This window comes from Intrasporangium sp. (assembly GCF_035280925.1).
Classification (GTDB): Bacteria; Actinomycetota; Actinomycetes; order Actinomycetales; family Dermatophilaceae; genus Intrasporangium.
In genome coordinates, this window is record NZ_DATEEY010000170.1 from 1 (window position 1) to 13,835 (window position 13,835).

At 70.7% G+C, this 13,835-nt stretch carries 12 protein-coding genes; 6 read left to right on the forward strand and 6 right to left on the reverse strand.

Annotated elements, in window-relative coordinates; genetic code table 11:
• Nucleotides 1–306 precede the first annotated feature (306 nt).
• Nucleotides 307–1,041 carry a transcriptional repressor LexA gene (lexA, locus tag VJN29_RS15365; protein WP_324144530.1) on the forward strand — a complete coding sequence of 245 codons (735 nt, stop codon included), beginning with the start codon at nt 307–309 and terminating at the stop codon, nt 1,039–1,041.
• Between the two features lie 98 nt (nt 1,042–1,139).
• Nucleotides 1,140–2,084, forward strand: coding sequence for a hypothetical protein (locus VJN29_RS15370; RefSeq protein ID WP_324144508.1), 945 nt, complete (start codon nt 1,140–1,142; stop codon nt 2,082–2,084).
• Nucleotides 2,085–2,114: 30 nt separating this feature from the next.
• On the opposite strand, the gene VJN29_RS15375 is transcribed toward VJN29_RS15370, so the two are convergent.
• Nucleotides 2,115–3,161 carry an aminoglycoside phosphotransferase family protein gene (locus tag VJN29_RS15375; protein ID WP_324144509.1) on the reverse strand — a complete coding sequence of 349 codons (1,047 nt, stop codon included), beginning with the start codon at nt 3,159–3,161 and terminating at the stop codon, nt 2,115–2,117.
• Nucleotides 3,145–4,059 (reverse strand): Sir2 family NAD-dependent protein deacetylase, encoded by a 915-nt coding sequence (locus tag VJN29_RS15380; RefSeq protein WP_324144510.1) that lies wholly within the window; start codon nt 4,057–4,059, stop codon nt 3,145–3,147. Before VJN29_RS15380 ends, VJN29_RS15375 begins: the two co-directional genes overlap by 17 nt.
• A gap of 58 nt (nt 4,060–4,117) precedes the next feature.
• On the opposite strand from VJN29_RS15380, the gene VJN29_RS15385 reads away from it, so the two are divergent.
• The 3 genes from VJN29_RS15385 (at nt 4,118) to VJN29_RS15395 (ending at nt 7,292) form a co-directional block, all read left to right on the forward strand.
• Complete coding sequence (locus VJN29_RS15385; RefSeq protein ID WP_324144511.1) at nt 4,118–5,059, forward strand: LysR family transcriptional regulator; 942 nt, start codon at nt 4,118–4,120, stop codon at nt 5,057–5,059.
• 35 nt (nt 5,060–5,094) lie between these two features.
• Nucleotides 5,095–5,670, forward strand: a complete 576-nt coding sequence (locus VJN29_RS15390) for a peroxidase-related enzyme (RefSeq protein ID WP_324144512.1) — start codon at nt 5,095–5,097, stop codon at nt 5,668–5,670.
• Between the two features lie 95 nt (nt 5,671–5,765).
• Complete coding sequence (locus VJN29_RS15395; RefSeq protein ID WP_324144513.1) at nt 5,766–7,292, forward strand: gamma-glutamyltransferase; 1,527 nt, start codon at nt 5,766–5,768, stop codon at nt 7,290–7,292.
• Between the two features lie 227 nt (nt 7,293–7,519).
• On the opposite strand, the gene VJN29_RS15400 is transcribed toward VJN29_RS15395, so the two are convergent.
• A complete protein-coding gene (locus tag VJN29_RS15400) occupies nt 7,520–9,958 on the reverse strand; it encodes a ComEC/Rec2 family competence protein (protein ID WP_324144514.1) in 2,439 nt (812 codons plus the stop codon).
• Nucleotides 9,955–10,908 (reverse strand): helix-hairpin-helix domain-containing protein, encoded by a 954-nt coding sequence (locus VJN29_RS15405; RefSeq protein ID WP_324144515.1) that lies wholly within the window; start codon nt 10,906–10,908, stop codon nt 9,955–9,957. The genes VJN29_RS15400 and VJN29_RS15405 overlap by 4 nt, the downstream gene beginning before the upstream one ends.
• A gap of 153 nt (nt 10,909–11,061) precedes the next feature.
• On the opposite strand from VJN29_RS15405, the gene purU reads away from it, so the two are divergent.
• Nucleotides 11,062–11,904, forward strand: coding sequence for a formyltetrahydrofolate deformylase (purU, locus tag VJN29_RS15410; RefSeq protein WP_324144516.1), 843 nt, complete (start codon nt 11,062–11,064; stop codon nt 11,902–11,904).
• A 280-nt stretch (nt 11,905–12,184) separates the two neighbouring features.
• Here purU and plsY read toward each other — a convergent pair whose 3' ends face one another.
• A complete protein-coding gene (gene plsY / locus VJN29_RS15415; RefSeq protein ID WP_324144517.1) occupies nt 12,185–12,787 on the reverse strand; it encodes a glycerol-3-phosphate 1-O-acyltransferase PlsY in 603 nt (200 codons plus the stop codon).
• Nucleotides 12,784–13,800: a DegV family protein gene (locus tag VJN29_RS15420; RefSeq protein WP_324144518.1), complete on the reverse strand. Its 1,017-nt coding sequence runs from the start codon at nt 13,798–13,800 to the stop codon at nt 12,784–12,786. The genes plsY and VJN29_RS15420 overlap by 4 nt, the downstream gene beginning before the upstream one ends.
• Nucleotides 13,801–13,835: the final 35 nt, after the last annotated feature.

Genomic DNA, 13,835 nt, shown 5'->3' on the forward strand with positions numbered 1-13,835 from the left:
CAGCCGCGGCCGGGTGTTCGGGGCCGGCCGGCTGGCGGGAAACTCCAGAACTTGTGCGCCCATCATGTCCTCCTCCGCACGAACGCCTGTTCGATAGAACGTCTGTACGATTTTCTAGCACGCGATCCCGACAATGTCGAGCGACACGTCGAACAAATGTTTGGCATCTGTGTTCGAACCCCATAGGCTTCACCAACAACAGACACCCCAGCAGTCACCACCGACAGTCGGGTCTGTGACAGCCTGAGACGAGCCGCCACCGAGCACCGAGTGAGCACCAGAACGAGCACCAAGAAGGGGATCACCATGGGCGTGACCGAGCTTCCCGACCGCCACAAGGGGGACGGCCTGACCGTTCGCCAGCGTCGCGTCCTCGAGGTGATCCGCAACTCGGTCGACCGACGCGGCTACCCGCCGAGCATGCGTGAGATCGGCGATGCCGTCGGCCTGGCCAGCCCGTCGAGCGTCTCCCACCAGCTCAACGCCCTCGTCGCGAAGGGCTACCTGCGACGCGATCCCAACCGCCCTCGCGCCATCGAGATCGTCTCACCCGATTCACCGGCGGACGCGACTGGCTACCGCGGCCGGGGTGGCAGCGTCTCGGGCTTCGACGTCGACACCACCGAGCAGCACGACACCGAGACCGGCTCCGGCGACGCCAGGCCGGCGGCCGCCTACGTGCCGGTCCTCGGCCAGATCGCCGCAGGCGTGCCGATCATCGCCGAGGAGGTCGTCGAGGACGTCTTCCCGTTGCCGAAGCAGATCGTCGGCGAGGGCAACCTCTTCCTCCTCAAGGTCGTGGGCGACTCCATGATCGAGGCGGCGATCTGCGACGGGGACTGGGTCGTCGTCCGCCAGCAGCCGACGGCTGACAACGGCGACATCGTCGCAGCGCTCCTCGACAACGAGGCGACGGTGAAGACGTTCAAGCGCAAGGACGGACACGTCTGGCTGCTGCCGCACAACCCCGACTACTCCCCCATCGACGGCGACCAGGCGACCGTCCTGGGCAAGGTCACCGCAGTCCTCCGTCGCGTGTGAGCCACCACGACGGTTACCGTATGCCGCTGGGCCGGGTTCCGCACTCCCGCTGAGTTTTGTTGGGCGTCAGTCGCGTTCGTGCGACACACTCAGATGTCATGACGAGGACTGCGCGACAGAAGACCAACCCGGAGCTCGGGCGAGACGTGCTGTACACCTACCGGTACCTACGGGCCGGCATGATCGCGCTACTCCTCATGCTGCTGTTCGCGGTGGCCTACGAGGGCATCGTCGACGGAGGTTGCTTCCTGGGGTCGATCAGTGCGTACTACTTCACGCCGGCGCGCACCGTCTTCGTCGGGGCGCTGTTCGCTCTGGGAGCGATGCTCATCGTGCACAAGGCACGATCGGCGGAGGAGGATGTCCTCCTCGACTTCTCCGGTTTCATGGCGTTCGTCGTCGCCATGGTGCCCACCGTCCCCGACGCCGCGTGCGGTCCGACTCCGACGCTGTCCACGCTCGAGGTGGCCAACGCGGTCCGCAACAACATCTGGGCACTCATCGTCGTGGCGGTCACGGCAGCGATCGTGCGGTACGTTCTGGCGCGGCGCGGCGAACTGGTGACCTCGGCCACTCCCGGCTCGCGGATCGCCTCCATCGTGTGCGGCATCGTCCTGGTCGTCGAGCTCGGGTTCTTCCTCTGGAAGCGGGACTCGTTCATCCACCTGAGCCACGGGATCGCCGCAGCCACGATGGTCGCCGGGGTGATCGCGGTGATGGTCCTCAATGCGCTCTACCAGCCGTCCACTGAACGAGGACTGAAGTTCCGCCGCATCTACTACACGCTGGCCGTCCTGCTCGGTGTGGCCCTCGCAGGGACTGTGGCCCTGCACCTGGTGATCGAGGGCTTCGCCCACATCATCATCGTGGCCGAGGTGGTCATCATCCTGCTCTTCGGCGCGTTCTGGGTGGTGCAGACCGTCGAGGTGTGGCCGACCGAGCTCGACGATATCCGCGACCAGGTGCAGTCGGTCGAGGGCGGCGCCGCCCACCCCGGCAGCCCATCGCCGCGGGGACCCTCACCCACTGACTACTCAGGCTGATCAGTGGGTGAGCGCGCAGACGCAGCGCGTTCAGGCCAGGATGGGCTCGCTCCGCAGAGAGCCGAGCCAGTACGGGGCGGCATCGCCGTACTCGGCCAGCTCCTCATCGGTGAGCGTCGCGCAGACGCGAAGCCATGACTCAGCCCGCCCCAACCGGCCGAGCTGCAGAGCAGCCGGCAGAGCCGATCGCAGCTCCGTCGACGGCACCACGTCGCTCCACACCTCCAGCCCGGCATCGGCGACCTTGCGCAGCCGCGCGTCATCATTCGCCGCCTCGAAGCGGTGGACCAGGATGTTGAGCGGGATCATCAGCGCGCTCAGCGGGTGGGCGAGCACGGCGTCGCCGAAGTCGAAGAAGCGCAGCCGTCCGTCGGGCGTGGCGAAGACGTTGTTGGCGTGAAGGTCGTTGTGCACCAAGGACTCCGGTAGGTCGATAGCTGCCAGGCGCTCCACCCACCCGGTCACCGTCGGTGCCAGAGCCTTGAGCGCGGACGCCTCATCGTCGGAGAGGCGCCGCGGGTCACCGACGGGCAGGTCGTTCAGCTGCTCCGTGCGAACGGCCACGTAGTCCGCGGCGTCCGCGGTACGCATCGTCGTGACGCCGGCGGCGACGAGGCGATCCTCCGCCCCCGTGAGATCCCGCTGGAGGGACATGGCGTGCGCCACGACGCCGCACCACGCGTCCACGTCGTCGGCAGCGATGGTCTCGGAGAGCACGTGCCCCTGGTCGGGGACGAGGTGAAGGCCGCGGTCACCGTCGATCCCGACGACCGGGATGACCTTGTCCGGAGACAGCTCGTCGAGGGCCTGGAGGAGCCGCGCCTCGAACTTCTGGTGCTCGCAGTTCTGCTTGGCCCAGTAGTCGACCCCGTCGCTGCCTCGCGCACGCCACACCGTGGACCAGGGCCGCAGCAGCACCTGCTCCAGGGCCACCACGTCCACGCCCTCGGCGCCGAGCACCTCGGCGACCCAGTCCCGAAGCTCCGCCGCGAAGGCTGCCGAGGCCCAACGGACCGACGGCCCGGGCCCCGGGGCCGGCAGGGTCGAGTACCAGCGGAGGTCAGTGCCCGTGTCCAAGTGCCGCTCCCAACGCGTCCAGAGTCTCCCCGAGCGGGGCATGCAACCGGACCGTCGCCTCCGTGTCGCCCCGGGTCGCCGACCGCGTGACGATGGCGACCGGCACCCGCTTCCTGGCCGCGTGCCGCACGAAGCGGTAGCCGCTCATGACCGACAGCGACGATCCGAGGACCAAGACTGCACCAGCCTCGTCGACGAGGCCAAAGCATTTGTCGACGAGCGCCTTGGGGACGGCCTCGCCGAAGAACACGACGTCCGGCTTCACCGTGTCACGTCCGCAGACGAGGCACAGCGGCGGGAAGAAGGACGTGACGAGCGAGTCGGCCACGACGATGTCGCCGTCCGGCCGCACCTGCTCGCCCCACTGCGATCCGACCGCCCTCGCCTCCGCGGCGAACCGCTCCATGAAGCCCGGGTTCGCCTCCGTCATCCGCTCGTGGAGACCCTCGCGCGACGTCACCTCACCGCACGTCAGGCAGACCGCCCGCTCGAGCGACCCATGCAGCTCCACGACGTCGCGGGCGCCCGCGGCCTGGTGCAGGCCGTCGACGTTCTGGGTGATGATCGGCCCGAGGTAGCCCTCATGCTGCAGCTCGGCGACCCGCTCGTGCCCGGAGTTGGGCTGGGCCGCGGTGAACCGCTGCCAACCGATGTAGCTGCGCGCCCAGTAGCGCCGGCGTGCCTCCGACGACCCGGTGAACTCACCCAGGGTCATCGGCTCGACCCGGCGCGTCCCGTCCGGCCCGCGATAGTCCGGGATCCCCGAGTCCGTCGACATGCCCGCGCCACTCAGCACGAGGACCCCGCCACCGCTGACGAGGTCGACGAGGTCGTCCAGCGTCCCGAGGTCCTGCGTCACGAGTGGCAGGGCCCGGGTCGTCGCAAGCTTCACGCCCACAGCGTACGTCCCATCAGGGGAAACGCTCAAAAGCATAATCCTGAGTTATGCTTGGACCATGATCGACGCAGCAGGCCTCCGGGTGATGAAGGCGATCGCCGACGAGGGCAGCTTCACCGGCGCCGCCAATGCCCTCGGCTTCTCGCAGCCCGCCATCTCGCAGATGGTCCGGCGCCTCGAGCAGCGCACCGGCACCGTGCTGGTCGAGCGCTACGGCCGCCAGGTCCGCCTCACCGAGGCCGGCCAGGTTCTCGCGCGACACGCGGTCGGCGTGCTCGCCGCCCTCGATGCCGCCGAGGAGGAGATCACCGCGATCGCCGGGCTGCGCGCCGGCCGAGTCCGGCTCCAGGCGTTCCCCAGCTCGTCAGCGACCCTCGTCCCCAGGGCTCTTGCCATCCTCAAACGGCGCCACCCGGACATCACGGTCACCCTGACCGAGGCCGAGCCGCCCGAGTCGCTCGCCGCACTGCGCAACGGCGACTGCGACATCGCGGTGGCGTTCGCCTACGAGGGCGCCGACCTCGGCGAGCTCGAGGAGGACCTGACCCTCCTCGAGACCCAGCACCTGCTCGACGACGAGGTCCGCGTCGTCGTCCCGAAGCACCACCCCTTGGCGGGCCGCGAGAGTGTGTCGATGTCCGACTTCGCCGACGAGGAGTGGATCGCGGGATGTCCGCGCTGTCGGGGCCACCTCGTCTCCCTCGCGCACCATGAGGGCTTCCGGCCCAACGTGGCCTTCGAGATCGAGGACTACGTCGCCCAGATCGGCCTCGTCACTGCCGGCCTCGGGGTCGCTCTCGTGCCCGATCTCATCCTCAACGCCGCCAAGCACGAGGAGGTCGTGACCCTCTCGCTCACGCCGCCCTCGCGGCGCCAGATCCTCGCGGTGACGACGTCCGACCTGCTGCGGGTCCCGGCCGTCTCGGCCGCGCTGCGGGCGCTCGGCGAGGCAGCGAGAGCCCCGGTCGACGAGCCCGCCCCCGCGCTCGCCCCGGCCTGACAGCGACAGCGAGCACAGCGGCATACAGTGCCCTCATGGCTGACGACGCGCGTATCTCCTTCCTTCCCGTCCCGACTGCCGAAGACGTCCCGGAAGGCGTCGGCAAGCTGTGGGCCAAGGCCGAGGAGGCCTTCGGCTTCGTGCCCAACGTCTTCAAGGCGCAGGCGGTCAACGGGGACCAGTTCCTCGCGTGGTGGAACTACTTCAACCTGCTCGTCAACAAGGACGGGCACCTGAGCAACGCGGACCGCGAGCTGCTCGCAGTCGTCGTCTCGAACGTCAACCGGTGCAACTACTGCGTCATCTCCCACACCGCGGCGCTGCGCACCTACACGGAGGACGAGCGGACGTCTGACAATGTCGCCGTCAACTGGCGTCAGGCCAATCTGCCGGAGCGCGAGGCCACGATGGCCGCCTACGCGGAGAAGCTCACGCTCCACCCAGCGGACGTCGTCGAGGCGGACCTGGAGCCGCTCCGCGCGGTCGGCCTCGACGACCACCAGATCATGGAGCTGGTCCAGGTCGTCGGCATGTTCAACCTCACCAACCGGGTGTCCACGGCGCTCGGCTTCGTGCCCAACGCCGAGTACCACTCGCTGGGGCGTGACTAGACCCTGGCCGTATGCCGCTGAGCTGGCTCCCGCTCGCCCGCGCCGCTTGGCGCGCCGAACGCCCGGGCTCACGCAGGCTTCGGCACAATGAGGCCATGACCAGGGTCGCCGTCGCGGCAGCGAACTCCGCGGCTCTCGAGGCCGGGCTCGAGATGGCCGCCGAGGGCGGCAATGCGGTCGACGCAGCCGTTGCGGCGTCCATCGCCGCCATGTCCACCGATCCGGGCATGGTCAGCCTCATGGGCGGCGCCTATGTCAACGTCTGGCCGCCTGATGGGGATCCCGTCGTCATCGATGGGAACGTCGAGATGCCCGGTCGAGGCCTGGACCCGGGCCGGTTCGGCCAGGGCCTGCGCTGGGTGACGACGCAGTACGGCGGCGGCATCACCCTCGGGGCCGGCGCCGGTTCCGTCGCGAACTCCGGTGCCGTGCAGGCCCTTTCGCGAGCCAGCGAGCTGTTCGGCCGGGTCCCCTGGTCGCGAGTCGTCGAGCCGTCGGAGCGCTCGTGTCGTGAGGGGTACCGGGTCGGGGCGGCCGCCGCGCTGTATCTCGGGGTCGTCCGCGAGAGCCTCTTCGGCGACGACCCCGAGGCTCATGCCATTGTCACCGGTGCCGAGGGCCACCCCCTGCGGACCGGTGAGGTGGTGACCAACAGCGACCTCGCGGACATCCTCGAGCTGCTCGGGGCGCAGGGGCCGTCGCTCTTCACCTCCGGTGCGGTGGGTCGAGTCCTCGTGGACCAGATGGCCGAGCACGGCGGCCTCATCACTCGCGAGGACCTGCTGGCGTACGAGCCGCTCGAGCGTCGGCCGACGATGCGCCGGCTGGGCGCCTGGACCGTGGCGCTCAACCCCCCGCCGTCGGTCGGGGGGCCGATGCTCGCCGTGATGCTCGGCGAGCTGGCGGCCCGATCGCCCGGGTGGTCGTGGGCGGACGTCATCGAGATCCAGAAGCGGGTCCTCGCGTACCGCCTCTCCGTGCATGACCGCTCGCCCGACCTCCTCGCCGACGGCCATGCGCTGCTCGAGTCGGTCGATCGCCATGGCCTGGCCGGGCTGCCGACGTCGGCGTCGACCTCGCACGTGTCGGCGGTGGACTCGGATGGCGGCGCCTGCTCCATCACCATGTCCGCCGGATACGGCGCGGGCATCGTCATCCCCGGCACCGGGATCCTGCTCAACAACGCCCTGGGCGAGCCCGAGCTGAACCGGCTCGGCGTGCACGCGCTCGCGCCGGGCACGCGCCTGGCGTCGAACATGGCACCCGCGACCGCCCGCAACGAGGCCGGCGAGGCCATCGCCGTCGGGTCGCCGGGCGCGGACCGGATCACGACTGCCCTCATGCAGGTCCTGGGCCAGGCGCTCCTACGGGGCGTCAGCCTCGCCGAGGCGATCGAGGCGCCCCGCCTGCACGTGCGCTTCGGCGAGGACGGCACGCCAGTGGTGGAGCACGAGCCCGACGCGTCGATCGCCGCGGCGATCGGGCCGAGTGGTCTGCCCGGCAGCGAGTACCCGTCCAAGCACATGTACTTCGGCGGAGTCGGTGCCGCGCAGTACCAGGGTGGCGAGGTTCGAGCGGCGGGCGACTCTCGCCGCGAAGCGGCCGTCGGCACCTCCCCCTGACCCCCTGATCGAGTGAACAACTTCTGGGGGGTGAGTGCCCCGAAAGTCGTTCATTCGAGTGAACGACGTGATCGAGTGAACAACTTCTGGGGGGTGAAAGCCCCGAAAGTCGTTCGCTCGATTGAACGACGTGATCGAGTGAACAACTTCTGGGGGTGAGTGCCCCGAAAGTTGTTCGCTCGATTGGGAAGTTGGGTGGGAGGACCCCGAAGTTGTTCACTCGATTGTCAGTTGCGCACCGTGAGCTGGCCACCGGCATCGACCACGACCGCGATGTCGCCTTCCAGGTCCGTCCGGTGCACGACGAAACCCCGGCTCTCGAGCGCGTGCAGCAGCGACGGCGCCGGGTGCCCGTAGTCGTTGTCCGCTCCGACGCTGATGATCGCCACCTGCCCCGAGATCAGGTCGAGGAGCCGGTCGTCCCGGTTGCTCGAACCATGGTGCGCCACCTTGTAGACGTCCACCTCTCCCCAGCGCTCCGGCTCCCGCTGCGCCGCCCGGATGACCTGCGCCGCCGCCTCCCGCTCGATGTCGCCGGAGAGCAGGAGGTCGACCCCGCGCACGTGCACCGTCATCACCACCGAGCCGTTGTTGGGGACCGAGCCCTCGCTGAGGTTGCGGGCGGGCCACCACACCTCAGCGGTGAGCGCGCCGACCGTGAAGCTGTCACCGGCGCGGAGCTCGCGCACCGGGACGCCGCCGGCTGACGCGACCTCAAGGACCTGGTCCGCCATGTGCTCTGGCTCCACGACCGTCGAGACCCTCGTCTCGGCAACGGTCCGCCCCTCGAGCACCCCCGCCAGCCCGGCCACGTGGTCCGCGTGGAAGTGGCTGAGGACGACAAGATCGACCACGCGGATGCCCAGCCGGCCAAGGCAGCCGTCGATGCGGCCCGGGTCGCCTCCCGCGTCGACGACGACCGCGTGCCCCGTGCCAGCGCCGATACCGCTGTTGATGACCAAGCCGTCACCCTGGCCGACGTCGCACGCGACGAAGACCCAGCCAGGCGGTGGCCAGGACGCCACGCTCGTCGGTGTCGCGGCAACGGTCGCCACGAGGACCACGGCCGCCGCGACGAGGGGACGGAGCCGGACGTGCCTCCAGACCCAGGGCCAGACCACGATGACGACGGCGGTGACGACGGCGAGGAGCACCGCGGCGACAGCGGAGTCGCCCCAGTCGATGCTGCCGAACGGCGCCTCGGCGCACGTCCTCGCGACCCAGGCGATGCCCTGTGCGGGCGCCCCGGCGAGCCAGGCCAGCCACGACGCACCTCCGATCCAGACGACGGACAGGACGGCGACGGCGACTCCGACGATCGTCGTCGGAGCCACGAGCGGTGCAGCGAGCAGGTTGGCCAGGACGGCGATGAGCGACACGCTGCCCTGGAGCGGGACCACGATCGGCCCGCAGACCGCTTGTGCGGCAAGCGGCACGGCCAGCACCGGTCCGAACCACGCGAGGCTCCGGGGCAGCCCTCGGGCGATCGCGCGCCCCCAGGGCTGTGCGAAGAGCAGCAGGCCCAGGGTGGCGACACTCGACAGGGCGAAGCCGTAGGACCGAGCCAGCCACGGGTCCCAGACGAGCAGGCCGACGATCGCCCCCGACAGCGCCGGCACGCCGGCCTGACGACGTGACGTGGACAGGGCGAGCAACCCGACCACCCCCATCACGCCGGCCCGGATGACGCTCGGCTCCGGTCGGGCGAGGATGACGAACCCGGCGAGTACGCAGAGGGCGACCCAGGGCCGGCCGCGCCGAGGCACTCCGAGGAGCCGGCACAGACCGAGCGCAGTCGCCAGGACGAGGGTGACGTTGCTCCCCGAGACGGCGCTGAGATGGCTCAGCCCCGTGTGGAGCATCGCCTCGGTGAGGTCCGGTGGCGTCCGGCTCGTGTCGCCGATGACGAGGGCCGGCACCAGACCGCGAGCGTCCGGGGTCAGGCCCGCCGTCGCGTCGCGGAAGTCAGCACGCACGGAGTCTGCCGCCCGGAACACCAGCCCGGGCCGGCCGATGACGGTCGGCTCGCCCTTGGGTCGGGCCAGGGCCACGACGTCGTCACCGGGATCCGCGGTAGACAGGCGCAGGACTGCCTCGACCTCCTCCTGCCAGCTGCGCTCGGCCCAGGATCGGTCCCCGGTGACGAGAATGGGCGCGTTCACCTCGGTGACCCGGCCGCGACCCGCCACCTGCCTGACCTCCAGCCGGACCACGACGATGGGGTCACGGGTCGGCTCCTGGCGCTCCACAGCAGTGTCCGCGCCACCGACCACAAGCGGTCCGCCGACGACGATCGGTTCAGTGGCGATCACCCCTCGCACCGTGACGACGGCACGTGCCTCCGCCAGCTCGGCCAGCGGGCCGATGTCGCGCACCGTCCGATGGCCCGCCACCGCGAGCAGGGTCAGCGAGAGCACCGCCAGGGTCAGCGCGAGGAGCCTCCGGCCGGAGGATCGCACCCTCCGCTGCACCATCAGCGCCGAGCCGAGTCCCGACGCCAGGGCCGACCACCACACCCAGGTCGTCGGCACGACGAGGCCGGCGAACGCGACCACCGGCCACGCAACGACGACGGGGACAAGGAGCCGGGCGTCGAGCCGCCTCGGTACCCGGACCACCTCGTCGGGTCCGTCCGCCCGGAGGGTCCGCGCCGGCGCCTGGCTCACACCGTGACTCTGGGACGGAGCTGGCTCAACATCTTGTCCCCGATCCCGCTGACCTCCCCCAGCTCCTCCACCGAGGTGAACCGGCCGTGCTCGTTGCGCCAGTCCACGATCCGCTGGGCCAGGACCGGCCCCACCCCCGGCAGGGAGTCAAGCGCGTCGAGGTCTGCGGTGTTCAGGTTCACCGGGCCGGCTCCCGGTCCCGACGACCCGGATCCGTTCCCAGTCGCTCCCCCCTTCACCTGCGCCCCGGCAGCAGGCGGCTCCTCCCCCGGCTTCGGCACGAATACCTGCTCACCGTCGACGAGGGCCCGCGCGAGGTTCATGGCCGTCAGGTCAGCAGCCCGTGTCACGCCCCCGGCCGACTCGATCGCGTCCGCGACGCGGGCACCCGCCTTGAGCCGGACGAGCCCCGGCTTGACCACCTGTCCCACGACGTGCACGACGAGCTCCGCCGACGGCGCCGCACCAGGACGCGTCGAGGGTGCGGACCTCGACACGACCTCCGCCGTGGCCGGACCGTCCGAGCCGTGCGTCGCCGCCCGAGCAGCCGTGCCAGCCGCCGACAGGGCCTCGCCCTCGGCCGCCCGCTCGGCCCACAGGATCCGCAGCACGAAAGCGCAGCCCAAGGCGACGACGAGCGCAAGCACGGCCACGACGGCGCTGCTGCTCACCGACACGCGCCCGGTCCGGAGCGATGCCGGGACCGAGACGAGCGACGGCCGTCGGGCGCGGCGCAGCTGGTCCTCGAGGTCGGCCGAGCTGGGTCCGGGGTCCAGGAGCTCCAGGTTCTCGCGTTCCGGCTGCCGCGTCGGCCCCTCCACGAAACCGGGCGGCGCCGGGACCCAGCCGCCACCCCGCCCACGGGACGCGCCCTCCTGCACCACCCGCCCGCCCAGGACCTGAACCACGCGCTCGAGGTCAGGGCTCTTGGGGACGCGGCTCAGCGGCATACGGGCAAGGTAGGCAAGGCCACGCACCACCCAGCCGCGCCGGTGCGCAGCTGTGGACGAGCACCCGCCACCCGACAGGATGTGGACGGTCACTCCCCGAGACGGCGCCACCCCGATTGGGAGCACGCGCCCCGGCTGAGCAACAATCCTCGGATGGCCCGGCACATCATGACTCTCACCTGCGACGACCGCCCCGGAATCGTGGCCGCCGTCTCAGCCGCGCTCCTCGACGTCAACGCGAACATCCTGGAGAACCAGCAGTACTCCGACGAGGACACGAACCTGTTCTTCATGCGGACCGTCTTCGACGCCGACGCCGCCGACGTGCAGCCGGTGCTCGACGCCATCGACGCCTCCTCCGCGGTGAGGCACCAGCACCTCGCCGTGCGCCCCGCCGAGGAACGCTGCCGGACGCTCATCCTCGTCAGCAAGTTCGACCACTGCCTGCTCGACCTGCTCTACCGGTGGAGGTCCGGCGACCTGCCCATCGACATCGTCGGTGTCGCCTCCAACCACGAGGACACCCGCGGCCTCGTCGAGTACTACGGCCTGCCGTTCCTGCACATCCCGGTCACGGCGGACACCAAGGCCGACGCCGAGGCACAGCTGCTGAAGATCGTCGAGGCCGAGGACGTCGGGCTCGTCGTCCTCGCCCGCTACATGCAGATCCTGTCGGACTCGCTGTGCCGGGAGCTCGCGGGCAGGGCGATCAACATCCACCACTCCTTCCTGCCGGGCTTCAAGGGGGCCAAGCCCTACCACCAGGCCCACGACCGCGGGGTGAAGCTGATCGGGGCGTCGGCGCACTACGTCACCGCGGACCTCGACGAGGGACCGATCATCGAGCAGGACGTCGTGCGCGTCACGCACGCGGAGACGCCGCAGCGGCTCGTCGCGATCGGCCGCGACGTCGAGCGGCGCGTCCTGTCCCGAGCGGTGCGCGACCACGCCGAGAGCCGGGTCTTCCTCTCGGGTCGCCGCACCATCGTCTTCTGAGCGGGTGACTTCCGGCCCTCGTCAAGGTGCCGATCCCTCACATTGAGGGAGAACCATTGAGGCCGTATGCCGCTGGGCTCGCTTCCGCGCGCCCGGTGCCCGGGTGCTCCCACCCTATGCGTCGGGTGCAGTTCGTGCCGGACTGCGTTCGCGTCGAGTGAACAGTTCGCGTCGGGCCGACGCAGGCATGTTCTCCCCTCGTCCCGGGGCCCGACTCCTCCGATTCACGACGCCGCCACACGGCCCGGCGCGGAGTGCACACTCGAAAAGGAGGTAGAGGTCAGCGGAGGCGACGCTGGCGCCACCAGCCGATGACGTTGTTCCGGTGCCGCCAGAGGATGATCAGGGCGATGCCGATGAGCCAGAGGCCGGTCCAGACGTCCCCGGGCGCCCGGCCGAGCAGGACGAGAACAGCCATGACGATCATCGCGAGGGCGCCGAAGATCGAGCCCGCGGCCACCCACTTGGTGGCCATCACGGCCACCGCGAAGACACCGACCGCGACGAGCGCCACCCAGGGGTGGACGCCGAGTATCGCCCCGAGGGTCGTGGCCACGCCCTTGCCACCACGCCCCCGGAGGAAGGGCGACCAGATGTGGCCGAGGATCGCGGCCAGCCCGACGGCGTAGGCAGCGTGCGCGCCGAACCACTGCCCCGCGAGAAAGGTCGGGACGAGCCCCTTGAGGACGTCGAGGACTCCGACGAGCACGCCCCACTTGCGGCCGAGGACACGGCCCGCGTTGGTCGCACCCGGGTTCCCCGACCCGGAGGCGGCCAGGTCCTTGCCGAGGATCCGGGCGATGATCGTCGCAGGGTTCACCGACCCGAGGAGGAAGGCACCGACCACTCCTCCGACCCAGGCCGCGACGGTGCCGGCGTTCACGGCCCTGGGGGCGCAGCCGATGCAGGGAGTGGCTCGCCCGGGCGGGGCGAGATCGCGATGGCCACGGTGCCTGGCCCGACATGCGCTCCCACGACCGCCCCGAGCTCGACGACGAGCACCTCCGGCGACCCGGGCAGGCGGCTGCGGAGGTGCTCCGCGATCTGCTCGGCTCGCACGTCGGCATCGAGGTGGTGGACGGCCAGGTCGACCATCACGCCGCCCTTGGTGACGTACTCGAGCACCATCGCCTGGATGCGTGCCACGGCCCGGGACGAGGTCCGGACCTTCTCGACCGGCATGATCCGCCCGCCGCGGACCGCGAGGATCGGCTTGATCGCGAGGGCGGACCCGAGCAGCGCCGAGGCGGCCCCGATGCGCCCCCCGCGCCTCAGGTGCTCCAGGGTGTCGACGTAGAAGAGGACGCCGGACGGGCGGAGCCGCTCCCGGACCGCCGCGGTGACCGCCTCGAGCTCGCCACCGGCAGCGGCGACCTTCGCCCCGGCGACGACCGAGAAGCCCATCGCCATGCCGATGGTCTCGCTGTCGATCACCTCGACGGGGACCGACGCCTCGGTCGCGGCCAGGCCCGCCGCCTCGTAGGTCCCCGACATCTGGCTCGACAGGTGCACCGACACGATGTGCGTCGCCCCCTCGTCGACCAGCCGCGCATAGACCTCGGCGAACACGGCCGGACTCGGGCGCGAGGTCGTGACGATGGTGTACTCACGCAGGGCCGCAGCGACCTGCGCCGCGCTGATGTCGCGGCCCTCGACGAGCTCCTGGCCTCCGACGACGACGTGGAGCGGGATCACCTCGATGTGGTGCTGGTCGACGACGGAGACCGGCAGGTATGCCGTCGAGTCGGTGACCACTCGCACGTCGACGCGCGGGCGGGCGGCCTCCTGCTGGACGAGCTCCGTCGCGCGGGTCCGTCGCCAGCGCCGGAGCCGGTCCCCCAGCCGGTCGTTGGTCTTGTCACCCGACGGCGCTCCCCCGGCGGTCACCGTGGGCACCCGGCCAGCAGAGCGGCATACGTCATGGTGGTGCC